This is a genomic window from Dactylosporangium sucinum, from assembly GCF_014647515.1.
GTDB lineage: Bacteria > Actinomycetota > Actinomycetes > Mycobacteriales > Micromonosporaceae > Dactylosporangium > Dactylosporangium sucinum.
Genome location: NZ_BMPI01000037.1, coordinates 52,302 through 78,267, shown reverse-complemented (window position 1 = coordinate 78,267; position 25,966 = coordinate 52,302). Strand labels below are relative to the sequence as shown.

Annotated in this window: 24 protein-coding genes and 1 pseudogene; 13 read left to right on the top strand and 12 right to left on the bottom strand. The window is 74.5% G+C overall.

All coding sequences use genetic code 11. The annotated features are described in order from the left end of the window. Positions 1-110 precede the first annotated feature (110 nt). The gene (locus IEZ31_RS32820) at positions 111-977 is read right to left on the bottom strand and encodes an ion transporter (protein WP_229836044.1); all 867 of its coding nucleotides are present in this window, start codon (positions 975-977) and stop codon (positions 111-113) included. Between the two features lie 42 nt (positions 978-1,019). Between IEZ31_RS32820 and IEZ31_RS32815 the strand changes: the two genes are divergently transcribed. Then, on the top strand, positions 1,020-3,593 hold the full coding sequence (locus IEZ31_RS32815; protein WP_190253917.1) for an ATP-binding protein: 2,574 nt from the start codon (positions 1,020-1,022) through the stop codon (positions 3,591-3,593). 48 nt (positions 3,594-3,641) lie between these two features. Next, the gene (locus IEZ31_RS32810) at positions 3,642-4,211 is read left to right on the top strand and encodes a carboxymuconolactone decarboxylase family protein (protein WP_190253916.1); all 570 of its coding nucleotides are present in this window, start codon (positions 3,642-3,644) and stop codon (positions 4,209-4,211) included. 30 nt (positions 4,212-4,241) lie between these two features. Here the strand turns inward: IEZ31_RS32810 and IEZ31_RS32805 are convergent, their stop codons facing one another. Next, a complete protein-coding gene (locus IEZ31_RS32805; protein ID WP_229836043.1) occupies positions 4,242-5,102 on the bottom strand; it encodes a nucleoside hydrolase in 861 nt (286 codons plus the stop codon). 84 nt (positions 5,103-5,186) lie between these two features. After that, positions 5,187-6,434, bottom strand: a complete 1,248-nt coding sequence (locus IEZ31_RS32800; RefSeq protein ID WP_190253915.1) for a pentapeptide repeat-containing protein — start codon at positions 6,432-6,434, stop codon at positions 5,187-5,189. Positions 6,435-6,557: 123 nt separating this feature from the next. Between IEZ31_RS32800 and IEZ31_RS59505 the strand changes: the two are divergent. The 4 genes and pseudogenes from IEZ31_RS59505 to IEZ31_RS32785 form a co-directional block, all read left to right on the top strand. After that, positions 6,558-6,887, top strand: a pseudogene (locus IEZ31_RS59505) (alcohol dehydrogenase catalytic domain-containing protein); the annotation flags it as partial. 364 nt (positions 6,888-7,251) lie between these two features. Next, positions 7,252-7,593 (top strand): zinc-binding dehydrogenase, encoded by a 342-nt coding sequence (locus IEZ31_RS57020; protein ID WP_268241706.1) that lies wholly within the window; start codon positions 7,252-7,254, stop codon positions 7,591-7,593. Then, positions 7,586-7,744 carry a hypothetical protein gene (locus tag IEZ31_RS32790; protein WP_229836041.1) on the top strand — a complete coding sequence of 53 codons (159 nt, stop codon included), beginning with the start codon at positions 7,586-7,588 and terminating at the stop codon, positions 7,742-7,744. The genes IEZ31_RS57020 and IEZ31_RS32790 overlap by 8 nt, the downstream gene beginning before the upstream one ends. A 50-nt stretch (positions 7,745-7,794) precedes the next feature. After that, complete coding sequence (locus IEZ31_RS32785) at positions 7,795-7,983, top strand: hypothetical protein (protein WP_190253914.1); 189 nt, start codon at positions 7,795-7,797, stop codon at positions 7,981-7,983. Between the two features lie 44 nt (positions 7,984-8,027). Here IEZ31_RS32785 and IEZ31_RS32780 read toward each other — a convergent pair whose 3' ends face one another. The 3 genes from IEZ31_RS32780 to IEZ31_RS32770 form a co-directional block, all read right to left on the bottom strand. After that, on the bottom strand, positions 8,028-8,702 hold the full coding sequence (locus IEZ31_RS32780; protein ID WP_190253913.1) for a hypothetical protein: 675 nt from the start codon (positions 8,700-8,702) through the stop codon (positions 8,028-8,030). 75 nt (positions 8,703-8,777) lie between these two features. Then, positions 8,778-10,241: an RICIN domain-containing protein gene (locus tag IEZ31_RS32775; RefSeq protein WP_190253912.1), complete on the bottom strand. Its 1,464-nt coding sequence runs from the start codon at positions 10,239-10,241 to the stop codon at positions 8,778-8,780. Between the two features lie 16 nt (positions 10,242-10,257). Then, positions 10,258-11,721: a pectinesterase family protein gene (locus IEZ31_RS32770; protein ID WP_190253911.1), complete on the bottom strand. Its 1,464-nt coding sequence runs from the start codon at positions 11,719-11,721 to the stop codon at positions 10,258-10,260. A 278-nt stretch (positions 11,722-11,999) separates the two neighbouring features. Here IEZ31_RS32770 and IEZ31_RS32765 point away from each other — a divergent pair, with 278 nt between their 5' ends. From IEZ31_RS32765 to IEZ31_RS32755, 3 genes are read left to right on the top strand one after another with little or no spacing between them, the layout of a single operon-like run. Then, positions 12,000-14,168 (top strand): sigma-70 family RNA polymerase sigma factor, encoded by a 2,169-nt coding sequence (locus tag IEZ31_RS32765; RefSeq protein ID WP_229836040.1) that lies wholly within the window; start codon positions 12,000-12,002, stop codon positions 14,166-14,168. A 17-nt stretch (positions 14,169-14,185) separates the two neighbouring features. Continuing rightward, positions 14,186-15,499 carry a hypothetical protein gene (locus IEZ31_RS32760; protein WP_190253910.1) on the top strand — a complete coding sequence of 438 codons (1,314 nt, stop codon included), beginning with the start codon at positions 14,186-14,188 and terminating at the stop codon, positions 15,497-15,499. 51 nt (positions 15,500-15,550) lie between these two features. Beyond that, positions 15,551-15,847, top strand: coding sequence for a hypothetical protein (locus tag IEZ31_RS32755; protein WP_190253909.1), 297 nt, complete (start codon positions 15,551-15,553; stop codon positions 15,845-15,847). A 127-nt stretch (positions 15,848-15,974) separates the two neighbouring features. Here the strand turns inward: IEZ31_RS32755 and IEZ31_RS32750 are convergent, their stop codons facing one another. From IEZ31_RS32750 to IEZ31_RS32740, 3 genes are all read right to left on the bottom strand, one after another. Further along, the gene (locus tag IEZ31_RS32750; RefSeq protein ID WP_190253908.1) at positions 15,975-17,573 is read right to left on the bottom strand and encodes an amidase; all 1,599 of its coding nucleotides are present in this window, start codon (positions 17,571-17,573) and stop codon (positions 15,975-15,977) included. Further along, positions 17,570-17,863, bottom strand: coding sequence for a hypothetical protein (locus tag IEZ31_RS32745; protein WP_190253907.1), 294 nt, complete (start codon positions 17,861-17,863; stop codon positions 17,570-17,572). Before IEZ31_RS32745 ends, IEZ31_RS32750 begins: the two co-directional genes overlap by 4 nt. A gap of 149 nt (positions 17,864-18,012) precedes the next feature. Next, complete coding sequence (locus tag IEZ31_RS32740) at positions 18,013-18,546, bottom strand: hypothetical protein (protein WP_190253906.1); 534 nt, start codon at positions 18,544-18,546, stop codon at positions 18,013-18,015. A 112-nt stretch (positions 18,547-18,658) separates the two neighbouring features. Between IEZ31_RS32740 and IEZ31_RS32735 the strand changes: the two genes are divergently transcribed. Continuing rightward, positions 18,659-19,399: a D-Ala-D-Ala carboxypeptidase family metallohydrolase gene (locus IEZ31_RS32735; RefSeq protein WP_190253949.1), complete on the top strand. Its 741-nt coding sequence runs from the start codon at positions 18,659-18,661 to the stop codon at positions 19,397-19,399. Positions 19,400-19,538: 139 nt separating this feature from the next. Here the strand turns inward: IEZ31_RS32735 and IEZ31_RS32730 are convergent, their stop codons facing one another. The 3 genes from IEZ31_RS32730 to IEZ31_RS32720 form a co-directional block, all read right to left on the bottom strand. Further along, positions 19,539-19,817: a hypothetical protein gene (locus tag IEZ31_RS32730; RefSeq protein WP_190253905.1), complete on the bottom strand. Its 279-nt coding sequence runs from the start codon at positions 19,815-19,817 to the stop codon at positions 19,539-19,541. A gap of 136 nt (positions 19,818-19,953) precedes the next feature. Then, a complete protein-coding gene (locus IEZ31_RS32725; protein ID WP_190253904.1) occupies positions 19,954-22,332 on the bottom strand; it encodes an FtsX-like permease family protein in 2,379 nt (792 codons plus the stop codon). Beyond that, on the bottom strand, positions 22,329-22,997 hold the full coding sequence (locus tag IEZ31_RS32720; protein WP_190253903.1) for an ABC transporter ATP-binding protein: 669 nt from the start codon (positions 22,995-22,997) through the stop codon (positions 22,329-22,331). Before IEZ31_RS32720 ends, IEZ31_RS32725 begins: the two co-directional genes overlap by 4 nt. A gap of 154 nt (positions 22,998-23,151) precedes the next feature. Between IEZ31_RS32720 and IEZ31_RS32715 the strand changes: the two genes are divergently transcribed. From IEZ31_RS32715 to IEZ31_RS32705, 3 genes are all read left to right on the top strand, one after another. Further along, a complete protein-coding gene (locus tag IEZ31_RS32715) occupies positions 23,152-24,384 on the top strand; it encodes a sensor histidine kinase (RefSeq protein ID WP_190253902.1) in 1,233 nt (410 codons plus the stop codon). A gap of 20 nt (positions 24,385-24,404) precedes the next feature. Further along, positions 24,405-25,085 (top strand): response regulator transcription factor, encoded by a 681-nt coding sequence (locus tag IEZ31_RS32710; RefSeq protein ID WP_229836048.1) that lies wholly within the window; start codon positions 24,405-24,407, stop codon positions 25,083-25,085. A gap of 222 nt (positions 25,086-25,307) precedes the next feature. Further along, positions 25,308-25,952 carry a response regulator transcription factor gene (locus tag IEZ31_RS32705; RefSeq protein ID WP_190253900.1) on the top strand — a complete coding sequence of 215 codons (645 nt, stop codon included), beginning with the start codon at positions 25,308-25,310 and terminating at the stop codon, positions 25,950-25,952. Positions 25,953-25,966: the final 14 nt, after the last annotated feature.

Here is a 25,966-nt window from a genome sequence, read left to right as displayed (position 1 = left end):
GCGGCACGCGGCGTGAGCGGCACGCGGCGTGAGCGGCGTGAGCAGCGCGGCACGGCGCGGCGTGGGCGGGGCGGGAGGCGCGGGCTGCGCGGCGGCCGGCCGCTGGCGGCTCAGCGGACGCCGGCCTCCACCGGGACGGCGTCCGCGCCGGCGACCTCGCGCTCCAGGTCGTCCAGCGCGGCGCGCAGGACCGCGATCCGCTCCTCGATGTTCGAGCGCGGCGCCGGCGCCGGAGGTGCCGCCGCCGCCTCCTTCTCCACCTCCTGGGCCTCCTGCAGCGCGTTGAGGACGACGCCGACCAGGAGGTTGGTCAGCAGGTACGAGGCGGCGATCATGTACGACAGGTAGTACAGGATGCCCCACTCCGTCACCGCCCGGCCGGCCTGCAGCGTGTCGGTGATGCCGTCCAGCGACAGCAGCAGGAACAGGGTCAGCATCGCCTGGCCCACCGTGCCGTACTGCTCCGGGTACGCGTGGCCGAAGACCATCCAGCCCAGCATCGCGTAGCCGTAGAGGACCAGCAGCGTGATGAGCAGGAAGCTGGCCAGGCCCGGCAGGCTGCGCCGGATGCCGACCAGGATCACGCGCAGGCTCGGGAACAGGCGGAAGGCTCGCACGATGCGGGCCAGGCGCAGCAGGCGGAGCAGCGTCACGTTCTCGCGCACGCCCGGGATCAGCGGGGCCAGGACGATGGCGAGGTCGAAGAGGTTCCAGCGGTCGCGGAAGAAGCGGCCGGGGCGCGGCAGGTGCGCGCAGAAGCGGACGAGCAGCTCGACCGAGAAGCAGGCGAGGAAGACGTACTCCAGCACGTGGAACACCGCGCCGGCGGAGCGCACGAACCCGTGATACGTCTCCAGGCCGAGGGTCAGCGCGTTGAGCAGGATGACGACGAACGAGGCGGCGTTGAACCAGGGGGCGGCGACCAGCGCACGGCACGCGGCCGCCAGCCGGGACACCGGAGTCGGCGTGCTGTCCACGGGTCGGCAGCCTACACAGCAACGCCGCCGTACCATCGGCGGGTGGAGCTGTGGGAGCGGTCGGAAGCATTGGCGCTGCTCGACGAGCTGCTGCGCCGAAGCGGCGGCGGCGGGCGCATCGCGGTCGTGTCCGGCGAGGCCGGCCTCGGCAAGTCGGCGCTCGTCGGCGAGTTCGCGCGCCGGTGCGGCGCCCGGGCCCGCGTGCTGTGGGGCGGCTGCGACCGGCTCGTCACCCCGCGGGCGCTCGGCCCGCTGCAGGACATCGGCCGGCACACCGGCGGCGTCCTCGCCGCCCGGCTCGACGCGGGCGCCCCGCAGGCCGACGTGTTCGCCGCGTTCCTCGACGAACTGTCGGGTCCCCGACAGCGGCCGCTGCCCGTCGTCGTGGTCGAGGACGCGCACTGGGCCGACGAGGCGACGCTGGACTGGCTGACGTTCCTGGGCCGGCGCATCGACCGCATCCCGGCCCTGCTCGTGCTCACCCATCGCGACGACGAGCTCGGCCCGGGCCACCCGCTGCGGGCCGCGCTCGCCGCGCTGCCCAGCGCGATCGTCGAGCGGATCGCGCTCACGCCGCTGTCCGAGGCGACGGTCGCCGAGCAGGCGGCGGGCGCCGGGCGCGACGCCGCCGCCGTGTACCGGCTCACCGGCGGCAACCCGCTGCTCGTCACCGAGCTGCTCAAGGGTGACACGGTCCCGGCCGCCGTGCAGGACCTCATCCTCGGCCGGCTGCGCGACCTGCCGCCGCCCGCGCGGGAGCTCGCCCAGCTCGTCGCGGTCGTGCCGACCCGGGCCGACGCGGCGCTCGTCGCCGATGCGCTCGACGAGGTCGACGAGGCGATCGCCGCCGGGGTGCTGGTCCCGTCCGGGGAGGGCGTTGCCTACCGGCACGAGCTGCTGCGCTCGGCCGTCGAGGACACGCTGTCGCCGGCCCGCCGCGCCGCCCTGCACCGGCGGGTGCTGTCGGTGCTGGCCCGGGTGGCCGGCGTCGACCCGGGCCGGCTGGTCCACCACGCGCGGCTGGCCGGCGACGCCGAGGCGGTGCTGCGGTACGGGCAGGTCGCCGGGGCCGGCGCCGCGCGGCAGGGCGCCCACCGGGAGGCCGTCGCCCACTACCGCGCCGCCGCCGAGCACGCCGGCCGGCTCGCCCCGGGCGGGCGCGCCGCGCTGCTGGAGGAGTACGCCGGCCAGGCCTACCTCGCCGGCGCGCACGACGAGGGGCTGCGCGCCCGGCAGGCGGCCCTGGCCCTGCGCGAGGAGCTGGGCGAGCCCGAGCCGGCCGGCGAGAACCTGCGCTGGATCTCGCGGCTGGCCTGGTGGACCGGCGACGGGGAGCTGGCCGAGCGGGCCGCGCTGCGGGCGGTGGCGGTGCTGGAGCCGCTGGGCGCGGACCGGCTGCTCGCCGTCGCGTACGCGAACCTGTCCCACCTGTACACGCTGTCGTACCGGCTGCGCGACGCGGTCGACTGGGGCTCGCGGGCCCACGCCCTCGCCGAGCGCCTCGGCGACCTCGACACGGCGCTGCAGGCGGTGACGAACGTCAACGTCGCCCGGCTCACCGCCGGCCTGCCCGACGCCCGGCGGACCCTCGAGGAGACGTTCGCCACGGCCGACGCCAACGGCCTGCCCGTCCACGCGTCCCGCGCGCTCGGCAACATCGCGGGCATCCTCGCCGACGAGGTCGCCGAGTACGACGCGGCGGCCGCGATCGCCGACCGGGCCTACGCCTACATCGCCGCGCACGACCTCGACGCGTACGAGCTGTTCACCCTGGGCATCCGCAGCCGCATCCGGCTGGAGCGCGGCGACTGGGACGGCGCCCTCGCCGACGCCGACGAGGCCATCGCGCGGTGCGGCCGGCACGGCGTCAACGCGGTCCTGCCCCTCGCGATGAAGGGCCGCATCCTGGCCGCCCGCGGGCACCCCGACGCGCTGCCCACCCTCGACGACGCCGACCGGGAGGCCGGCCGGGTCGGCTACGTGCAGTTCGTCGCGCCGGTCGCGGACGGGCGCTCGGAGTACTTCCTCTGGAACGGCGACCCGGAACGCGCCCGCGCCGAGGCGATGCGCGGCCTGGAGCTGGCGGCCGCGGTCGAGGGCCAGCCGTTCGTGACGGGCCGGTTGGCGCTGCGGTACCGCAGGGCCGGCGGGACCGGTGACCTGCCGGAGGCGGTCGCCCCGCCGTACCGCTGGATGATCGACGGCGACTGGCGCAACGCCGCCGCGGAGTGGGACCGGCGCGGCGGCTGGCTGCTGGAGACCGAGGCCCTCGCGGGCGGCGACGAGGAGGCCGCGCTCGTCGCCCTGCGCCGCTACGACGAGCTCGGCGCCGTGCGGGTCGCCGAGCACCTGCGGGCCGAGCTGCGCCGCCGCGGCGTGACCCGGGTGCCGCGCGGCCCGCGCCGGGCGACCGCCGAGCACGCGGCCGGCCTGACCCCGCGCCAGGCCGACGTGCTCGGCCTGCTCGTCGAGGGCCTGTCCAACGCGGAGATCGCCGCCCGGCTGACGCTGTCCCTGAAGACCGTCGACCACCACATCTCGGCCGTGCTCGCGAAGCTCGGCGTGTCCAGCCGGGCCCAGGCCGTCGCCGCCGCGCAGCGGCGCGGCTTAAGTTAGGGACTTCTCCCCATCGTTCTGTCGTACGGCTGGACTACCGTTCGGTTCATGTCGTACCTCGAGACGCCCGACGACTCGCCCCTCTACCAGGCCGAGATCGACCGGACCGGCTCCGTGCCGAACTACACCCGCGTCTTCGCCCTGCGCCCGGAGGTGTATGAGGCCTGGGCCGGCCTGAACCGGTCGGTGAAGCGCGGCATGGACCTGCGCCGCTACGAGCTGGCCACCCTCGCCGCGGCCCGGCGGCTGCGCTCCAGCTACTGCGCCCTGGCGCACGGCAGCGTGCTGCTGCAGCAGTATTTCGACGCCGACACCCTGCGCCGCGTCTTCCTCGACCACCACGACGCCGGCCTGGACCCGGTCGACGTGGCGATCATGGATTTCGCGGAGAAGGTGGCCGGCGAGCCGACGGCGATCACGGCCTACGACGTCGACGCGCTGCGCCGCCACGGCCTGACCGACCCCGAGATCCTGGACGTGGCGCTGGCCGCCGCCGCGAGATGCTTCTTCAGCACCGTCATCGACGCGGTGGGCGCCGAGCCCGACGCCTCGTATCGCGTGACCCTGGACGCTCCCCTGCTCGCCGCCCTCACCGTGGGCCGGGCGGTCGCCACCTGAGGTAGATCCGCCGCCCGGCCTCCCTGGCGGTCATTCGAGCAGGGTCGCCACGAACCGCTCGTGGTCGTAGCCGGTGATGATCCAGGTGCCGGAGCCGGGCCGCGGCCGGGAGCCCCACTCGCCGTGCTCACGGTAGAGCTCGACCTCGGCCCAGGTGCCGATGCCGGGATCGATCGCGCAGCAGGCCGCGAGCGGATCGTGGAACATCTTCCCCTCGGGGCGCCCCCGGAGGTACAGCTCCATGAGCTTGTGGATCGTCCGGGTGGAGTCGCGGCGGGCGTGCTCGGCGAACCGCGCGTGCATGGCCGCGTCGTACACGACCCCGTGACAGACGTTCTTCGACACGAACCGGCGGTGCTTGACGCCGTCGTGCGCGAGCATCGCGAACACCGCCGTCGGGTCGCCGTTGAGGTTGAAGCTGGGGCAGGTCGTCCGCCCGCGGAACTTGTCGAGCTGCCGGCCGGCGGGCACGACGCCCTCCCCGGCGAACCCGCCCTGGACGACGAGCCTGCCGATCGTGAGGTTGGTGCTCGCGATGGCGCGTTTGACGTTCGTGAGTGGCCCGCCGGAGACGAGCGTCGTGTCCTCGTCGCAGAGTTCGCCGAGCAGCGCGGCGGCATCCTCGGCGTCGCGCGAGGGCGCGACGTCCCCGAGCGCCCGGTAGTGCCACAGCGACACGACATCCTTGGCGTGGTCGAGGTTCCCGGCCCCGACCCGCACGTCGTCCCGCCCCAGCGCCCGCAGCCCGTGCCGCACGACCCCGACCTGCGCGGCACTCCCGGGCACGACGGTGACACCCTTCAGGCGCACGCGGGGATGCCCGGCGAGCAGCAGCAGGGTCAGGAAGTCGTCGGGGTCCCCGGTCTCCATGTCGAACACGACGTCAAGCACGCCCGATGACACCACCCCGCCGCGTTCTCCCGCCACCGCTTTGCGCCGCCCGGCAGCGTCGCGGGGACGGCGGCACGCCCCCGCTCAGCTGACCGTGCCCAGGAAGACGGCGTGCTCCGGCGGCGCCGTGCCGAACACGGCGGCGCCGTGGAACGTCGCGTGGCCGAGTGGGCCGTCCAGCGAGAACGAGGCCCGCTTGAAGGCCGCTCCCGCGAAGCGGGTCGTGCCGTGGAACTGGGCGCCGCAGAACTCGGCGTACTCGGCCTCGCAGCCGCTGAAGTCCGCGTCGACGAGCACCGCGCCGCTCAGGGACACGGACGTGCCCGGCCAGTGGCGGAGGCGGTCGGCGAGGACGCGCTGCGTCTCCCGCCGGGGTGCGTCGTCCCGCACGTCGGACACGACCGGGACGCGCAGGAGGGCGCACAGGGTCGTCACGATCCGCTGGCGCAGGTCGGGGCGGTCGTCGCCGAGCTGCGACAGCGCCGCCAGACCCGACGGGCCGGCGAACGACGGTACACCCGCATCCGGAACCACATCGCCGCCGGACGGCGGGACCGTCCAGCCCAGCGGCCAGCCGGACTCGCCGTCCTCGACGTTGCCGGTCCAGTGCGCGCCCGTGAGGTCGGCGGTGGGGTGGTCGAGGTGGAACCGGCCGGCGAAGCGGGCGCCGGCGAAGGTGGCGGCGGCGCCGAAGCGCGCGTTGTAGAACCAGGCCGGGCCGGCGAACGCCGCGTCGCGGAACGTCACGTCGCCGGTGAAGCGGGCGCCGTCGCCGCCCTCCTCCCAGTCCTGGTAGTCCTCCACGAGCACGGCCACCGGCCAGTCCGGGTCGGCCTCGTTCGGCTCGTCCCACGGCGCCGGGTCGAGCTCCTCGACCGTGTCCCACGCCTCGTCGTCGTCCCACCACGTCTCGGCGCCCCGGCCGAACCACGCCATGCCGCCGAACCGCGCTCCGGTGAAGTCGGCGCGGCCGCGGAAGCGGGTCCGGCCGAATGCCGCGTCTGCGGCGAACCGCGCGCCGGCGAACGTGGCGTCGCCGGTGAACAGGGCCCGCTGGAACGTGACCGTCTCGTCGAACGTCGCGCCGTCGAAGCGGGTCGTGCCGTGCAACCGCGTGTCGGCGAACGTCGCGCCCGCGAGGCGGCAGCCGCTGAAGTCGGCGTCGACGAGCGTCTTGCCCGCGAGATCGACGCTGATGCCGTCCCAGCCGGCCCGCAGGCGGTCGGTCAGCAGCCGCAGCGCCTCGGGCCCGACCGCGCAGACGGCATCCGCGACCGGCTGGCGCCGCGCCGGGTCGGCATCGGCCTGTTCGATCAGGGTCACGAGATCCACCGCGACAGCCTACTTCGAGGCACCGTTGCCCGATCCCGCCGCCGACCAGGACCACCACCGGGCCCGAGCCCGCCCGCGAGAGCGAGAGTGCCGTCCCGTCCCGCGACGTCACCGTCTCCATCGATGCAGTTCAGGGGTGAGAACGGGGCGGATGTGGGCAGGATCCGGGGCATGCGTGCCGCCTACGTCGAACGGCTCGGCCCGCCGGAGGAGATCCGGTGCGGCCCGCTGCCGGACCCCGTCCCCGGCCCCACCGACGTGCTGGTCGAGGTGACGGCGACGACCGTGAACCCGGTCGACACGTTCGTGCGCTCGGGGCTCTTCCGCACGCCGCTGCCGATGCCGTTCGTCGTGGGCCGCGACCTGGTCGGCACGGTGCTGGCGGCCGGGCCGGGGGCGGCCGGGTTCGCGCCCGGCGACGTCGTGTGGTGCAACAGCCTCGGCCACGCGGGCCGGCAGGGCGCCGCCGCGGAGCGGGCCGTGGTGCCGATGGAGCGGCTGTACCGCGTACCGCCCGGCGTCCCGCCCCGCACGCTGGTCGCGGCGGTGCACCCGGCCGGCGCCGCCCACCTGGCGCTGTTCACGCACGGGAGGCTGCGCGCCGGCGACACCGTGATCGTCGAGGGGGCCGCCGGGCACGTCGGCGCGGCGCTCGTCGCCTTCGCCGCCGACGCCGGCGCGCGGGTCGTGGCGACGGCGTCGGCCGCCGACGCGGCGTACTGCACGGCCCTCGGCGCGGCCGAGGTGGTCGACTACCGCGCCCCGGACCGCGCCGAACGCCTGGCGGCGGCATCCCCGGACGGCGCGGCCCTGTACCCTGTACCTCGACACGTCCGGCCACAACGACCTGGCGGCGGCACTGGACCTGCTCGCGCTCCGCGGCCGCGTGGTGGTCCTGGCGGGCGCGGCGTCCCGCCCGGTGCTGCCGGCGGCCGCCCTGTACATGCACGACCGCACGGTCACCGGCTTCGTCATCTCGCACGCCACCACGACGGAGCTGGCCGAGGCCGCGGCGGCGACCAACCGCCTGCTCGCCGCCGGCAAGCTGCGCCCCCGGGCCACCGTCGTCCTGCCGCTGTCCGCGACCGCCGAGGCCCACGCCATGCTCGAACGCGGCGACCTGCACGGCCGCCGCGTCGTGATCACCCCGGGTGACTGAGCCGCGGCGCCCGATGCGGCCGGCGCCGACCGGCCGCATCTGCACGCCGCAGGACGTGGCCTCGGCGGTGACGTACCTCGGCTCGGCCGCGAACGGCCACATCAATGCCGAGACGCTGTCGGTGGCGGGTGGCCGGCACCTGACGAGGTGAGCGCCGCGCCAAATTGGGTACCCCTCCGTGGAGGACCGAGGAGGTTGACGATGCGCAGAGCATTCGGGCGGTGGGCGATCGCCGCCATTGCGGTGCCCCTCGCGGTGGCCGGAGCGAAGAAGGTCAGCGACCGGATCGAGGCCCGGCGCGGTTCGACGCGGGCGTCGCGGTTGCTGCGGCGGGGCACGACGCTCGCCGAGAAGCTGACGGGGCGCAAGAAGCGCCGCTTCGCCTGGTAGGACGGGGCCCGGTAGCCGGCGGCTGCCGGGCCCCGCACGTGCGTTCAGACCTCCAGCAGCCACCAGGCCACGGGCACCCCGCCGGCCGGGGCGGCCGCGTTGAGGTACACGCGCAGCTGGCCGCTCGCCTGGACCGGGACCGCCGCCTTCACCCAGACCGCCGTGCTGCGCTGGGCGACGGCGAGGGCGTGCGTCGAGGCGTACACCTGCAGGCCGGTCACCGTCGCGCTCGTCGCCCCGGCGGGCACGGTGACGACGCCGCTGCGGGCGAAGCGGACCTGGCCGCGCACGTCGAGCGCGGTCTTGCTGAACTCGTCCGGCGCCGACGCGACCACGCCGATGCCGCCGAGGTCCGACGCCGCGCCCACCACGCCGTAGCCGAGGTCGCTGCGGCCGACGAGGCCGTTGCCGTTCGAGCTGAAGCCGACCACACCGGCGTCGAAGCCGGACGCGTCGACGCCCACGTCGGCCGACGCCTTGACGCCGACCGCGCCGCCCACGCCGACCGCGTTGCGCACCTCGAAGGTCGCGCCGGCCGCGGTCGAGCGCAGGATCGTGCCGGCGGCGCCGGCGTCGTTGTCGGCGCCCTGGACGACCGGGTCACCCGGTGCGGCCCCGGCCGGGCCGGCCGCGAGCACGCTCGCGCCGACCGCCGCCGCGCCGAGGCCGGTGAGCATCCCCCGCCGGCCGATCCGCTTCGCTGACTCCTGCTGTGTCATGCAGACCATCCCTCCCCCTGGTTGCTGATAGGAGGGCCGGTCTCGCAGGAAAATACCCGCGGACCGGCACGACGGCTACTGACCGATGTTCGACTGCGGCCCGGAGTACGTGCGCAGCAGCGACGGCACGTCCGCCGCCGCGTCGAGCGTGTAGGAGTAGAAGCTCGACGGGTTGAACGCCGAGCCGTTGGTCTGCTGCTTGCCCGTGCAGTTCACGACGATGCTGCCGCTCTGGCGCAGCTGCGCCGCGGACGTGTCGTTGTAGTACGGGTTCGCGACCTTCTCGAAGTAGCTGTTCTCCAGCACCATCTTCGTGGCGCCCCGCGACAGGTTGCCGTACGAGGCGATGTTCTGCAGGTAGTTGTTGTACAGGTGCGCGTAGGCGACGTTGTCCGTGCTCGGGTTGCGCTGGTTCGTGTCGTGGATCCAGTTGTGGTGGATCGTCATGCGCGCCGTCACGTTGTCGGTCCAGCCGATGCCGAACGCCTTGTTCGTGGAGCCGAGGTTGTTCCACGACACCGTCAGGTTCGTGGTGTCCTTGCGGCTGTCGATGAGCCCGTCGTTGGTGCGGCTGATCGTGTTGTGGTCGATCCAGACGTGCTCGGCGGTGTCCAGCTGGATGCCGTCGTAGTCGAAGTCCTTGTCGTCCGGGTCGTCGGAGGCGACGAGCGTGTCGCCGATGGTGAGGTTGCGGATGATGACGTTGCGGGTACCGGCGGCGAGGTTGAACCCGCCGTTGAAGATCCGGCCGGTCTTGCCGACGCCGATGATGGTCTTGTCGGACGTCACCGGGATCTCGTAGCCGTAGGGGGTGACGGTCACGGTGGCATTGACCCGGATGACGTACTTGCCGCTCATCGCCGCGTATCGCTTGAGATCGGCGAAGGTCGACACGGTGACGGTCGTGCCGCCGGCGCCGCCGGTGGTCCCGGCGGCGAAGCCGTCGGCGGTGTCCGACCAGGTCCGCCCGGAGCCGGTCGTCGTGCCGGTCGTCGGCGCCGTGCCGGCCAGGTTGAACGCGAACTGCATCCGCGCCACGTCGGCGCAGGGCTCCTGCACGATCGGGTTGCCGCCCGCGGTCGAGCCGTCCTTGTCGCTCACGCACAGCCCGGTGGCGGCGTTCTTGATGAGGTACTTCCCGGCGGCCGCGGACGACGCCGTGAAGGTCCACAGCTGGTTGGTCTTCGTCCCGTCACCGCACCCCCACTGCTGCAGCTGCAGCCCGGAGGTCGTGGCGCTGTTGGGGACGTCGACGCACCTCGTGCTGCCGACATTCACCAAGTTGTACTGCGAGGAGCCGGCGACCTTCCATTGCTGCTTCGTCGAGCCGGCAGCACACGCCGCCTGCTGCAGCAGGGCGCCGTTGTCGGCCGACCCGCCGGCCACCTCGACGCACTTGCCGCTGGCACCCGGCACGACCGTGTACACGCCGCCGGCGACCGGCGTGGTGGCCGCCTCGGCGGAGGGCAGCATCACCAGCGCGACCGCGCCGGCGGGCACCGCCACCGCGGCGGCGAGGAGCACTCTCTGCACACGCATGGAAACTCCCATAGGGTTAGAACGGGTTCCAGCCGTCGGAGCCGGCCAGGTACTTCTGCGGGGTGTAGCTGGCGGCCTGCGCGTCGCTGAGCTGCGGCCGGTTGCTGTTGGTCCCGGCGCCGGCGCCGGTGTTGCGGTACTCCAGGAAGCGCGCGTTCTTCCACGAGTTCGACGACATGTCGGTCCACGGCTGCGAGGTGCGGATCGTCGCCGAGAGGCTCGACTCGCGGTACAGCACCTGGGCGGCGGGACCCCACGGCCGGCCGAGCGTGGTGACATTGTTCGCGGCACCGGTGATCGTGCACTGGTAGAAGAGGATCCCGTAGGTCTTGCTCGCGTCGGTGTTGGCCGCGGTGATCGGGCCGCCGGTCGATCGCTTCTCATAGATCGTGCTCGACCGGAACACGACGGTCGCGCCGCCGAAGATGAAGTCGACGGTGCCCTCGACGTAGGAGTTCACGACGTACGCGCGGTAGTTGTTCACCAGCAGGGTGTCCTGGTTGCCGAGGAACCGCACGCCGTCGAAGACCGACCGGTCGGCGTTGAGGTTCGCGGCCACGGCCTGGCTGCCCTCGCCGTAGTCGTTGGACATCGTGAGGTTCATCGCGACGAAGTCGTGGCCGTTGACGAACACCGTCGCGCTGCCCGACGTGCCGTAGCCGCCGGCCGAGCTGTGGTTGTTGACGATGACGACGTTCGACGGCCCGGAGCCGAGGCCCTGCAGCGTGATGAACGGCTTGTTCGACGGGATCGTGACGATCTCGCGGTACGTGCCCGCCTTGATGGTGATGACCCGGCGGGCCGGGTTATTCGCCGGTACCGCGTCGATCGCCGCCTGCACCGTGCGGTACGTGCCCGAGCCGTCGGCGGCGACGGTCGGCGTGGCGCCGTTCGTGGTCGTCGGCGTCGTCGGAGTGGTGCCGCCGACCTGGTTGAACGCGAACTGCATGCGGGCGACGTCGGCGCAGGTCTCCTGGACGATCGGGTTGTTGCCGGCCGTGGAGCCGTCCTTGTCGCTCACGCACAGCCCGGTGGCGACGTTCTTGATCAGGTACTTCCCGGCCGCGGCGGACGACGCCGTGAAGGTCCACAGCTGGTTGGTCTTCGTCCCGTCGCCGCAGCCCCACTGCTGCAGCTGGAGGCCGGAGGTCGCGGCGCCGTTGGGGACATCGACACAGCGCGAACTCCCCGCATTCACCAAGTTGTACGGCGAGGAGCCGGCGACCTTCCATTGTTGCTTCGTCGAGCCGGCAGCACACGCCGCCTGCTGCAGCAGGGCGCCGTTGTCGGCGGATCCGCCGGCGACCTCGACGCACTTGCCGCTGGCGCCCGGCACGATCGTGTAGACGCCGCCGGCGACCGGCGCGGTGGCGGCCTCGGCGGCCGGCATCACCACCGCGACCACGGCGACGGTGGCGGGCACCGCGACGCCGAGGGCGGCGAGCAGCACATGTCGGCGGAGCCGACGCTGTCTGGGCATGGGGCGTTCCTCTCTGGAGCTGGTCACGCAGAGCTACGGTGCCGCCGGGGCGGACCGGCGGCACCCTGGTAGATGCGCCGACCGTGGGAGCGATAACACAAATTCGCGGACATCCCGGAAGATCTTGGAAGGCAACGGCGACCATCGCTGCTTTACAGCCCGGACGTGCCGTGCAACCATGCGGGACGCGATTTTCCGCCCCGGCGGCCACCGGACGGCCGAGCGACGGCCGCCGCAGCGGCGCCGGGGTCGCCGAGCACGTCCGGAGGGACCAGACCGTGACGGAGAGTAGGACCGCGCCGATCGGCGGCGCGGCTGGGCGCACGGTCGGCAGCACGCTCGGGAGCACCGCCGAGGACACGGCCGAGCTGGTGCGGGCCGCCCAGGCCGGCGACGACCGGGCTCTCGAACGGCTCGCCGCCGCGTTCCTGCCGCTGGTCTACAACGTCGTCGGCCGGGCCCTCGACGGGCACGCCGACGCCGACGACCTGGTCCAGGAGACGATGATCCAGTTCGTGCGGGGCCTGCCGGACCTGCGCGAGCCCGAGCGGTTCCGGTCCTGGCTGATCGCGATCGCCTACCGGCAGGTCCAGCTGCACCTGCGCAACCGGCAGCGCAACCAGCGCCGGCGGCAGGAGGGGCCGGCGGAGGTCGCCGACCCGCGCGGCGACTTCGTCGACCGGACCGTCACCGAGCTCGTCCTCACCGGCCAGCGGCGCGAGCTGGCCGACGCCACCCGCTGGCTCGACGAGCGCGACCGGCACCTGCTCGCCCTGTGGTGGCAAGAGGCGTCGGGCGCGCTGACAAGGGCCGAGCTCGCCGCCGCGCTCGGGGTCGGGCCGGCCCACGCCGCGGTCCGCGTCCAGCGGATGCGGGCCCAGCTGGAGGTGGCGCGGTCGGTGGTGCGCGCCCTGCGGGCCGAGCCGCGCTGCGCCGAGCTCGACGCAGTAGTCCGGCCCTGGCACGGCACCGCCGACGGGCTGTGGCGCAAGCGGCTGGCCCGGCACGTGCGCGGCTGCCCGGACTGCGGCGCGCAGCGGGCCGGCCTGGTCGCGCCGGAGCGGCTGCTGCGGGGGCTGGCCGCGGTACCGCTGCCGCTCGCGCTGGAGACGCTGCGCGTGACGAGCCTCGGGTCCGGCGCGGCGACCGCCCCGGTGGCGAGCACCGGGCTGCTCGCGCACCTGCAGCACGCCGCGGGCACCAAGCTCGCCGCCGCCGGGGCGGCCGTCGTGGTGGCCGGCGGCGGGATCGCGTTCGCGGTGTACGAGACGCCGCTCACCGACGGTGGCGGCCCGGTCGCCGCACCGCCGCCCGCGGCCACGGCGACGGTCGGGGCGCCACCCTCCGCGACCGGACCGTCCGGAGCCGTGAGCGCCGCACCGTCGGCGCCCGCCGCCGTCCCGCCGCCCGGCGGCACCGGTGTAACTTTCGCGGACCTCTACGTGGCGCCCGGCGGGTCCGACTCCGGCGACGGCACCGCCGGGCGGCCGTTCGCCACGCTCGGCAGGGCCGTCGCCGTGGTGCGGCCCGGCCAGACGATCGCGCTGCGCGGCGGCACCTACCGGCCGACCGCCCCGGTGACGATCGGCACCAGCGGCGACGCGCAGCACCGCATCACGCTGAGCGCCTACGGCGACGAGCAGCCCGTCATCGACGCCGCCGGCATCCCGGCGGACAAGTACCTGGTTACGCAGCGCGCTTCCTACTGGACCGTCCAGGGGATCGAGGTCCGCAACGCGCCCAGCCACGCCTGGGTCTGCTTCTCGTGCCGGTACAACACCTTCCAACGCCTCACGATGCGCGACAACGCGTCGTCCGGCCTCACCCTGCGTGACCCGGGCACGGTCGGCAACCAGATCCTCAACAGCGACTTCGCCGGCCGCAGCGGGATCGGCCTGGGCATCAAGTTCGGCGACGGCGAGGGCAACGTCGTGCGCGGCTGCCGGATGACCGGCGCGTCCGGCGACGGCGTCGACCTCGGCGAGTTCACCAGCCCGGTGACACTGGAGTACAACTGGGCCTACGGCAACGGCAAGAGCGGCTTCAACCTCGGCGGCGGCAGCCCGCCCGCCGCCGCCGAGCACAAGCTGCGCCACAACGCGGCATGGGACAACGCCCGGCACGGCTTCGCCGACGACGGCAACCCGGCCGCGATGGAGCTGCAGAACAACACCGCGTTCCGCAACCGCGGCGCCGGCTTCAACATGACGTCGGCGGCGGCCGTGCTGCGCAGCAACGTCGCGGTCGGCAACGACACGCCCAGCAACACCAACGCCGGGGTGCGCAGCAGCCGCAACACGTGGGACGAGGGCGGCTGGGACGCGTCGATGTTCTCGTCGACCGACCCGGCCGTCGCCCAGGGCCCCCGCCGGGCCGACGGGACGGTGACACCGACCGATTTCCTGCGCACCGGCAACGGCATGGGGTCGTCGATGTCCGGCGGATGATCATGTACCGTGCGCGCATGCCACGTGCGCCGCGCGCCCCATTGATCGCGGGCCTCACCGCCGCCGCCGTCGCGGTCGCCGGCCTGACCGCGCTCGTCTGGTCCACGTGCACAGCGGTGGGTCCCGCCCGCGCCGAGCCCTCCCTGCGGGCCATCACGGAGGCGAACGCGCTGATCCTGGCGATCCCGGCGGCGCTGCTGGGTCTGGCCCTGCTGGTGCTGGCGGTCCTGGTCCCGACCGGCCGCCCGGCCGCGCGCAGCGCGCTGGTGTGGGTGGCGAGCACCGGCACCGCCCTGGTGCTGTGCTTGTGCCTGCTCCACTACTCCGTGGCGTACCCGAGCGGCTACGACGCCTGGCTCGTCCGCCCGTGGATCGGCGCCGTGGTCACGGTGGTGACGCTGTTCGCGCTGGTGGTCACGGCGGTCGGTGTCGGCCTCCCGGTCACGCGGCAGGTCCTGGCCCGCCCGCCCGCGCCGCTGAGCCCTGCCACGACGCTGAGCCCGCCGGCCCCGTTTGCCCAGCCCGCGCCGCTGAGCCCTGCCGCGACGCCGAGCCCGCCGCCCCCGTTTGCCCAGCCCGCGACGCCGAGCCCGCCCGCGCCTGCGCTGCCCGACTCGGCCGCGGGCCTCACCTCGGCGGCGGGCCTCACCTCGGCCGCGCCGGCCGCGTCCGACGCCGCGTCCGACGCCGCGTCCGACGCCGCGTCCGACCCGCCGGCCGCGGCCGGCGTGGCCGCGCTCCACGGCTTCGCGGTCACCGCCGGCCCCGGCGACGCGCCGGCGCCACTGCGGCGGGCGCTGGCCTGGATCGTCGCCGGCAGCGCGGTCGGCATCCTGGCGTTCGCGGCGGCCGTGGGCCTCGACAGCACGGTGACGGCCGACCCGTTCAACGTGATCATGTACGCGTTCTTCGGCGGCCCCCCACTGCTCGCCGGCGCGCTGCTGGCGTCGATCACCACCGGCCTCGCCCGCCGCGGCCGGCTCATGTTCGCCCACTTCGCCCGGGCGGGCGGCGCTCTCCTCCTCGCGGGTCTGTGGTTCGCCCTCGTCCAGGACGCCGAGATCGGGGTCATCAGCCTGGGCCGCTACCCGGAGGCCGACCCGGTCCCGCCCGCCGTCGCCGTGGCCCTGCTGGTGCTCGGCGCAGCCGCGATCGCCGCGACCGTCACCGGCCTGACCGGGCTCGCCGACCCGCGGACCGACCGGTACATCCGCGACACCGAGACCCGCATCGACACCCCCTGGATGACGTGGCAGCGATGGCCGGCCCCGCCGCTCACCGTGGTGGCCGCCGAGGAGTCGACGCGGGCCGACAGCTGGCCGGCTCCCTGAGCCTTGGTTCGTCGCGGCTGGTCTCCTCGGGAGTGGTGGCCCAGCCGCGTCATGTGGTCGCCGCTGCCGGGGCTCACCGTCGTGGCCTGGGTCGGCACGTTCGTGGTCATGCTCGCCACGCCCCGCCACCGGTACGGTAACCGTTGGGCCTGGTTCTGGCTGTTCACCGTAGGCCAGGTCGGCGCGCCGCTCTACCTGCTGCTGGAGACCCGTCCCCTGTGGCGCGACCGCGCGTGGTCCGACCGCACTCCGGCGAACCCGGTTGGCGGCGGGGTCGGCTGCCTGTGGTCGATTCTGCTGCCGATCGCCGCATCCCTCGTGCTGTTCGCGGGCACCGCGCTCGGGTGACCCGGCGAGGACCGGCGGGCCGGCACGCCCGGCGGACCGAGCGGCTGGTCGGCCGGGCGCTTCCCGGGCCGGGAACCGGGCGCGAAAGACGGCCCGGCCGCGCGGCGCGGCCGGGCCCGAGCGAACGTCAGGCGGTGGTCGCGGCCACCTCCTCCGGGGTCAGGCGCGGCTTCACGACCGCCGAGCGGGCGGACGCCGCCGGAGCCGCCGGGTCGGCCGGGCGGCGGGTATGCCAGTCCGTCACCGCCTGGTAGGCGGCGCCGACCTCGAGGAGGCGGTCTTCCTCGTACGGGCCGGCGCCCAGGATCGTGCCCACCGGCACCGCCGGGTTGGCGCCGACCGGGGCGAAGCCGATCGGCAGGCCGAGCTCGGGCAGGCCCAGGATGTCGAACGGCACCGGGCCAGTCTGCAGGAGGACGTCGCACTTGCTCATGACGCCGTCGAGGAGCTCGCGCAGGAGGTGGTGCTTGGCCCGCTGGCCGGTGATCCACTCGTCGCCCGACAGGAACAGGCCCTGCAGCCAGCTCAGCAACGATACGCCGAACAGCTTGGGGTCCTGCTTGAGGTACGGCAGGAACGGCTCGGTCCGCTCGCTCAGCCGGATCGCGTTGAAGGTCCCCGTGAGCAGGCCCCAGTCGGCCGGGTACGTGACGTCGACGAGCTTCGCGCCCGGGATCGCGGCGAGCGTGTCGAGGAACGTGCGGCGCAGGGCGACCACGGCCGCGTTGCCGGTGAGGAAATCGGGCGGGACGCCGATGGTGGTCGACCGCCGCAGTACCACCCGGCCCTTCTTCCGCACGGGCAGCGCGGCGGTGACGAGGTCGGGCACGGCGGGCAGGCCGAGCGTGCGCGGGTCGTTGGGGTCGGGCCCGGCCAGCACGGCGGTCATGACGGCCGCGTCGAGCACGTCGCGGGCGAGCGGGCCGGAGTGGTCCCTGGTGTACGACAGGGGAATGATCCCGTAGATCGACGTGCGGCCCATCGTCGGCTTGAGCCCGGTGAGGTTCTGCTGGTTCGACGGGCCGACGATGCTGCCGCCGGTCTGGGTGCCGATCGACGAGCAGGCCAGGCGGCCGGCGACCGCCGTCGCGGGGCCGGTCGACGAGCCGCCCGGGTCGACCGACGGGTCCTGCGGCGTCCACGCGTTCACGGTGGTGACGGTGCCGTTGGGCTGGGTGGCCCGGGTGGTCGCGAGCGGGCCCATCTGGCCCTTGCCGACGACGATGCCGCCGGCGGCCTTGAGCCGGGCGACGGCCGTCGCGTCGTACGGCGGCACGAACCCTTCGAACACGAACGAGTTCGCGGTGGTCTCGACCCCGGCCGTGAAGTAGTTGTCCTTGATGCACAGCGGGATCCCGGCGAGCGGCCCGCTGCGGCGCCGGTCCGCGGCCTTCGCGGCGGCCCGGGCGGCGTCGGCGGTGACCGCGTTGAACGCCTGGTAGGTGGGCTCGAACCGGGCGATCCGGGCGAGGTGCGCCTCGACCAGCTCGGACGGGCTGGTCGCCCGGCGGCGCAGCAGGGTGGCGGCCTCGGCGAGGGTGGCCTCGGTGAGGTCGGCGCGGGCCGCGGGGCGCACGTCGACGTCGGGCACCTCGACCGGGCGGCCCTGCTGGAGGGCGGGCGCGGCGTGGGCCGAGGTCCACGGGATCGCGGTGGCGCCGATGGTACCGGCGGCAGCCGCCGCCGAGCCGGCCAGGAAGACCCGGCGGTTCAGTCCCCGGCTCATCGCCCGCCCGCCTTTCCGGTCCACGCCTCGGTGATGGAGGGGTACTCCAGCGGCGGGGCGAGCTGCTGACTCTCGGCGGCGCTGCCCGGGGGCCGCCAGCCGTTGACCGCGGCGGGGCTGGCGAGCAGGAACGACCGCAGCGACGCGAGGACCTGGGTCTGCGTGGGGGCCCCGGTGGCGGGGTCGGGCTCGGTCGGCAGCAGGTTGATGTCGACGCCGGAGATGGCGAGCCGGGCGAGGATGAAGGCGTTGAGCTGTTCGGTGGACAACGAGGACGGGCCTACGGCCATGTGGTACCTCCGCGTGGTGGTGAAGGCGGCGTTGAAGATCGCAACGCGCGGCCGTTTCCCGGCCACCACGCGGCCGTTACGATCCCGTTTCCGTCAGCCGGCTTCCGTCAGCCGGCTTCCGTCAGCCGGCTTCCGTCAGCCGGCCTCCGTCAGGCGGCGCCCTTGCAGGTGATGACGAGGTCGCTGTGCCACTGCGCGCCGGTCGACGGCAGCGCGAGGGTCACCTTCCGCCAGCGGCTGTCCCAGGTGCCCACCGACACGTCGAGCGGCATCACGCTCGCGAACGCGTCCTCGCACGGCACGAGGGTGCTCACCCCGAACGCGGCGGTCGCGCCCGGGTCGATGCGGTCGCGGGAGCGGACCGTGAGGCCCGCGTCCGGCAGGCCGGCGACCTCGACCGGGCGCTGTCCGCCGTTGGCGATCATGATCTGGCCGTCGACGGCCACGCGCCCGCTGGTGTACTTCCCCGCGCGCAGCGCCACGACCCCGGCGAACAGCGCGACCTCCCCCGCCTCGCGGGCCGCCTCCCGGGCGACCTCCAGCCGCCACCCGGCGAGCACGCCCGCGGCGGCGCCGGCCAGGGCGATCACCACGACGCCGGCGAGCGGCAGGCGCACGGCCGCCAGGCGCGGCAGCCGGCTTCGCCTGGGTGGGCTCGCGGGCGGCAGGTCGAGGTCGATCACGCTCTCTGTCTACACGACGGCGGTCCATGGATCGACCCCATTGCCCTTAGATCGAGATTTGTCCATACTTCGACGCGTGCAGATCACCATCGGCCGCCTCCTGGCCGCCGCCATGCTCACTCTCGGATGCACCGGCATGACTGTCGTCGCGTCGGCGTCGCCCGCACTCGCGGACGGCTGTTACACCTGGAGCGGCACGCTCTCGCAGGGCTCGTCCGGCGAGGCCGTCCGCCAGCTGCAGATCCGCGTCGCCGGCTACCCCGGCTCCGGCGCGGTGCTCACCATCGACGGCGCGTTCGGCCCGGCGACCAAGGCCGCCGTGCAACGCTTCCAGTCCGCCTACGGCCTGACCGCCGACGGCATCGCCGGCCCCGCGACGTTCAGCAAACTCTATGCGCTGCAGGACGACGACTGCACGCCGGTGAACTTCTCGTACGCCGAGCTGAACGACTGCAACACCACCTGGGCGGGCGGCAACGTCAGCGCCGCGACGGCCAAGGCCAACGCCCTGGTGACGATGTGGAAGCTGCAGGCGCTGCGGCACGCCCTGGGCGACCAGCCGATCCGCGTCACGAGCGGCTTCCGCAGTGTGGCCTGCAACAACGCCGTGGGCGGCGCGTCGACCAGCCGCCACCTGTACGGCGACGCGGCCGACCTCGGCGCCGGCCCGCATTCGCTGTGCACGCTGGCCCAGGCGGCCCGCAACCACGGCTTCGCGGGCATCCTCGGCCCGGGCTACCCCGACCACAACGACCACACGCACGTGGACGGCCGCCCGTCCCGCTTCTGGTCCGCCCCCAACTGCGGCGTGGCCAGCCTGACCGGCAGCCTCGACCCCCTGCAGGACAACTGAGCCAAGGCCCGACCGAGACGCGCACCACCCTCCGCGCCCGCGGCGACACCTCCAAGCGTCGATCTTGCAGTTGTGGTGCCTGACAAACCCGGACATCGCGGGAGTGTCGCGGCACCACAACTGCAAGATCGACGGGAGTTCAACCGCGCCGCACGTCGTCCACGGTCGCGGGGCGGCTGACGTCCTCGGCCGCGCGGTCCCACGACAGGTCGACCCGGCCGTCCGCGATCTCCCTCACCGCAAGGCCGTCCGGGGTCAGCACCAACGTCCGCTGCCAGGTGCGCAGCGCCAGGAGCGTGACCGCCGCGGCGACCGCTCCGAAGAACGCGACGGACGGCCACGGGCTGCCGTCCCCGAACAGGCGCGCGTACGACCGCATCCACACCGGGATCAGGCCCCGGGCCGCCAGCGCGAGCATCGGGACGAGGATCGCAACTGCGGCGCCGCCGGCACGACGAACCGGCCGGGGCGCACGCGCAGCGCCTGCGGGACTGCGCGCCTTGGACGAGGTCGACGGGCCCCACGCAGTGGAGCCCGGGACCGAGGTCTTCCACCTACTCGGCGCGTAGCGCCGTCGACGGCCGCGTGCGGCCGGCCCACGTGGCCGGGACCAGGGCGCCCAGCACGGCCAGGGCCACGCCCAGCAGGGCGCACACCGCCAGGACCGGCCAGCTGTAGACGTCGACGACGTCCGTCGGGATGCCGGTGCCGGCCGCGCCCGCGATCATCGGCAGCAGCCGGTGGTGCAGCAGGAGGCCGAGCGGCACCGCGAGCAGGCCGCCCACCAGGCCGACCACCGTCATCGACGCGATGACCATCAGCCGGACCTGGCCGGGGGTCATGCCGATCGACTTCAGCACGCCGATCTCGTGGACCCGGTCGCGGGTGTTGAGCACGACCGTGTTGAACACGCCGAGCGCGGCGACGGCGCTGAGCAGGGTCGCCAGCGTCACCACCAGGCCGACCATCAGGGTCAGCGTCTCGCTGCCGGCCCGCTCGGCGGCCGCGACCGGCAGCACCGCGTTCGAGCCGACGGCCTGGTCGAGCGCCTTGGCGTAGGCGTACGGGTCGGTGCCGGGGGCCAGGCCGATCTCGAAGCGGTTCGGGCCGGCGGACCCGAGCAGGGCGCCGAGCGAGGAGCGGTCCATGAACAGCGTCGGGTCGGCGGACCGGCTGAACACCTCGCCGACGATCGTGACCCGCAGCGGGCCCTTGCCGGTGCTGACGGTGATCGTGTCGCCGACGCGGGTGCCGGTGAGCCGCAGCATCCGCGAGCCGGCGACCGCCTCGCCCGCACTCGCGTACCACCGGCCGCCGATCAGCGGATAGCCGGTCCAGGTCGCGCCGCCGTCGTAGGCCTCGACCTCGATCGGCTCCGCGATGCCGGCCATCGTGACCTCGGTGCGGGTCACGCCGACCACCCGGGCCGTGCCGGGCTGGGCCTCGATCGTGCCGCGCACCTTCGCCGGGTCGACCGGGTCGAGCGCCTCCCCGGGGTTCGGCCCGCCGGCCGGGCGCACGACCCGGCCCTCGCCGTCCGGCTGGTCGCTGACCACGTCGACGAGCACCTGCACCGCGGCGGTCCGGGCGAAGTGCTGCTTGACCACGCCGAACGAGGAGGACAGCCCGATGGCGAGCACGACCGTGGTCGCGCCGAGGAGCACGGCGACGACCGTCATCGCCGAGCGGCCGGGCCGGGCGAACGGGGTGCCGAGGCCGAAGCTGACCGGCCGGGGCAGCGCGGTCGCGGCGAGGAGGCGGCGGATGCGGTACCCCCGGCCCGCGCGTGGCGCCCGCCCGACCGCGACGGCCTGCGTGGCCGGCAGCCGCCCGGCCCGGGTCGCGGGGACGACCGCGGCCAGCCCGACGACGACCGGCACGGCGACCAGCGCGGCGAGGCTGACCCACAGCGGCACGATCCGGGCGCCCGGCAGGCCGTACGCCTCCTCGGTCTGGGCCAGCAGCGGCAGGGCGAGCAGGTTGCCGAGCACCACCCCGAGCGCGGCGGCGGGCAGCCCGACGAGCATCGCCTGCCCGGCGTAGACGGCGACGACCTGGCGGGGCGTGTACCCGAGCGACTTGAGCACGCCGATCGTGCGGTACCCGGAGACGACCGCGCCGCCGACGACGTTGGCGACGATGAGCACCGACATGATCAGGCCGAGGACGGCGAACGCGACGACGAACGGGACCATCGTCGCGAGGTTGCCGTTCACCTCCAGGCGGACGGCGTGGTAGCGGGTGGTGCCGCCGATGGCGTCCGCCGGCAGTCCGGCGGTGGCCGTGGCGAGGGCGGCGCGGACCGCGTCGTCGGTGCCGGCCGAGCTGAAGCGGTACAACATCTGCGTTCCGGTCTCGGCCTCCTTCGCCCGCAGCACGTCGGTCTGGCTGGGCCACACCCACGCCTGTGCGGTCCCGGTCACCGAGGCGGCGAACCCGACGATCTTGAGCTTGGGCTGCCCGGGAACGCCGATCGCGATCTCGTCGCCGACCTTCAGGCGGGGGCCCTTGATCTGGGCGGACAGCACGATCTGCCCGGGGCCGGCGAGCCAGGTGCCGTCGGTGACCTCGAGCCGGTCGACGGCCGGGGCGGCCTCGGAGCGGCCCACGATGTCGACCATCGGGCCGCGCCCGCCGTCGATGAGCAGCGACGCCTTGACCGTGTCGTAGGGGCCGGCGGCCGCGGTGACCCCGCTCGCGGTGGCCGTGGCCTTGAGCGCGTCCGCGGTGACCTTCGACGGGTCGTAGGCGACCGCCGCGTGGGCGCCCTGCTGGCGGGCGAAGGCCCGGTCGAACGGCGCGGTGGAGGTGGCGATGAGCCCGGCGGCGAGCACGGCGGTCGCGCCGGCCAGCAGCACGACGGTACCGATGACGACGCTCTGCAGCCGGCGGCGGCGCACGGCGGCGGTCGCGGCCCGGACGACCGCCCTCACGACAGCTTCCCGTCGTGCAGCGTGACCGTGCGGGTCGCGCAGCGGTCGGCGAGCGCGGCGTCGTGGGTGACCAGCAGCAGCGTCTGGCCGTCGCGGTTGAGCTCGTGCAGCAGCTCGGCGACGCGCGCGCCGGATTCGGTGTCGACGGCGCCGGTCGGCTCGTCGGCGAGCAGCAGCGGCGGCCGGTTCACCAGCGCGCGGGCGATCGCCACCCGCTGCCGCTCGCCGCCGGAGAGCCGGGCCGGGTACGCGTCGGCGCGGTGGGCGATGCCGAGCGCGTCGAGCAGCTCGCCGGCCCGGGCCAGGGCGGCCCGCCGGGGCACGCCGGCCAGCTGGGCCGGCAGCAGCACGTTGTCCCGCGCGGTGAGGTCGTCGAGCAGGTGGAAGAACTGGAACACGATCCCGATGTGCCGGCGGCGGAATCGGGCCAGGCCGGTCTCGGACAGCCCGCCCAGGTCGGTGCCGGCGACCCGCACCGTGCCGTCGGTCGGCCGGTCCAGGCCGGCGACCAGGTTCAGCAGGGTCGACTTGCCGCTGCCGGACGGCCCCATCACGGCGACCGCCTCGCCCGGCGCGACGCCGAGGTCGACCCCGTCGAGGGCCGGCGGCCCGGCCTGCTCGTAGCGCTTCCCGGCGGCCCGCAGCCGCACCACGTCGTCAGTCATGGCGGGGACCGTACGGAGACCGGCAGCAACCGGACATCCGGCGCGGGATCGGTCTGCGGTACCTCGTCGCGCCGATGCGGCCGCGCGGGTCATCCCAGCGATGTAGGTGGCGCGGCCGACGCCGCCGGCGGTGCTCTGCCAGCACAATGTGGTGATGATGGACCGGCTGTCGCGCATCCGGTGGCCGGACGTCGCCGTGGCCGTCGTCCTCGCCGCCCTGTCCGTCTGGTGGACGGTCCACGGCGGCAGCGGCGACGCGCCGGCCATGCCGTTCCAGGACTTCCCCGGGGTGCCCGCCCGGCCGGTCGGCCCCGGGCAGGTCATCATCCACGAGGACGACGACGGCATCGGCCGCGAGATCGCGCTCAACCTGGTCATCACGCTCGCCGTGGCCCTGCGCCGGGCCTGGCCGCTGACCGTGGTGCTCGTGCAGTTCGCCGCGATCCTGGCCTTCGAGAACGGCGCCGACCTGGTGACCCTGGTCGCCACGCTCATCGGGGTGTACTCCGCGTGCCTCTACGGGCGCTCCACCGCGCTCTCGCTCGGGGTCCTGGCGGCGCTCGCGACGATCACGACGCTCGCCTTCGACCACACCACCCCGCAGCTGCCCGACTGGGCCGGGGTGTTCGCCCTCGTCGCCCCGATCGGGCTGCTCGGCGTCACCGTGCGGTCCGCCCGGATCCGGGCCGAGGCCGCCCACCAGCGGGCCCAGGCCCTCGAACGCGGCCAGGAGGCGGCGACCCGGCTGGCCGTGGCCCAGGAGCGGGCCCGCATCGCCCGGGAGCTGCACGACGTGGTCAGCCACCACGTCAGCGTGATGACGATCCAGGCCGGGGCGGCCGGGAAGGTCCTCGACGCGCGGCCCGAGCTGGCCCGCGAGGCCCTGACGGCGATCGAGGCGAGCGGCCGGGAGACGATGACCGAGCTGCGCCACCTGCTCGGCGTGCTGACCCCCGGCCCCGGCGACGACCTGCTGCACCCGCAGCCGGGCCTCGACCAGCTCGACGCCCTGGTCGACAACGTGCGGCGGGCCGGCCAGCCGGTGGAGGTGCGCCGCGACCCGGTGACGCTGCCGCGCGGGACCGACCTGACCGCGTACCGGGTCGTGCAGGAGGCCCTCACCAACGCGCTGCGGCACGCGCCGGGCGCCCGGACGGAGATCACGATCGACGTGGTGGACACGACGGTGCACATCGAGGTCCGCAACGATCCCGCGCCGGCCGGCACCGCGCCCGCCTCGACGGGCAGCGGCACGGGCCTGGTCGGCCTGGCCGAGCGGCTGCGGCTGTACGGCGGGACGCTGGCGGCCGGCCCCCGCCCGACCGGCGGCTTCCGGGTGCTCGCCAGCATCCCGGTCGACGCGAACCTCCCGGCGGGTTCGGCATGACCGGTCCGGAGCGCAGCGGATTGCGCGGGACCAGGGTGGTGATCGCCGACGACCAGGCGCTGGTCCGGACCGGGTTCACGATGATCCTGGTCGCGGCGGGGTTCGAGGTCGTCGGCGAGGCGGCGGACGGCGAGGAGGCGATCGCCGCGGTACGGCGGGAACGCCCGGACGTCGTCCTGATGGACATCCGCATGCCCCGCCTCGACGGCCTGGAGGCGACCCGGCGCATCCTGGCCGACCGTCCCACGACGACGGCCGGCGAGCCCACCCGGGTGCTCATCCTGACGACGTTCGACCTCGACCAGTACGTCTACGCCGCCCTCACCGCCGGGGCCAGCGGCTTCCTGCTCAAGGACGTCACTCCCGACCACCTGGTGCACGCGGTCGGCCTGGTGCGCGACGGCGACGCCCTGCTCGCCCCGGCGATCACCCGCCGCCTGGTCGAGCGCTTCGCCGGCGCCGGCACCGAGGCGTCGGCCCTGCACCGCGACCTGGCGTCGCTGACCCCGCGGGAGGTCGAGGTGCTGACCCTGCTGGGCCGCGGCCTGAGCAACCCGGAGCTGGCGGCGGCGCTGCAGCTCAGCGAGGCCACGGTGAAGACCCACCTGACGCACATCCTGACCAAGCTGCACCTGCGCGACCGCGTCCAGGCGGTGGTCGTCGCGTACGAGACGGGCCTCATCACGCCGAACAGTCGCTAGGACTTCCGGCCCGCCGCGCCCGGTCGCCGACCTGCTTCGGGGTGAGCGGCCGACGGGGCAGCGCCCTGGTCCTGACGGCGGCGGCGCTCGCCTGACGCCGCCGTTCCACAGACGTTGGTCGATCTACCCTCACCCCTGGATCAATCTGAGGGTAGATCGACCAACGTCTGTGGAACGGCCGCGGTCGCCGAGCCGGCAAGCGGCGGCCGATAGGGTGGGCCGATGCGAGTCGTCGTGGCAGAAGACCTGGCCCTGCTGCGCGACGGGCTCATCCGGCTGCTGGAGGCGCACGGGTTCGAGGTCGTCGCCGCCGTCGGCAGCGGGCCGGAGCTGTCGCAGGCGCTCGCCGAGCAGCGGCCCGACGTCGCCGTGGTCGACGTGCGGCTGCCGCCCACGCACACCGACGAGGGGCTGCGCGCGGCGCTCGCGGCCCGCGCCGAGATGCCGGGGCTGCCGGTGCTCGTGCTCTCGCAGTACGTCGAGCGGCTCTACGCCCGGGAGCTGCTCGCCGACGGGCGGGGCGGGATCGGCTACCTGCTGAAGGACCGGGTCTCCGACGTCGGTGAGTTCGTCGAGGCCGTCCGGCGGGTGGCCGGCGGCGGCACCGCGCTCGACCCCACCGTGGTCGCGAAGCTGCTCGACAACCGCGAGCGGGTGCTGCCGCTGGACCGGCTCACCGCCCGCGAGCGCGAGGTGCTCGGCCACATGGCCCAGGGCCGCTCCAACGCCGCCATCGGCACCGCCCTGTTCATCACCGAGAAGGCGGTCGCCAAGCACACCAACAACATCTTCGCCAAGCTCGACCTGCAGTCGTCGGAGGACGACAACCGCCGCGTCCTCGCGGTGCTCGCCTACCTCGACGCATAGGGGTAGTAGTACCA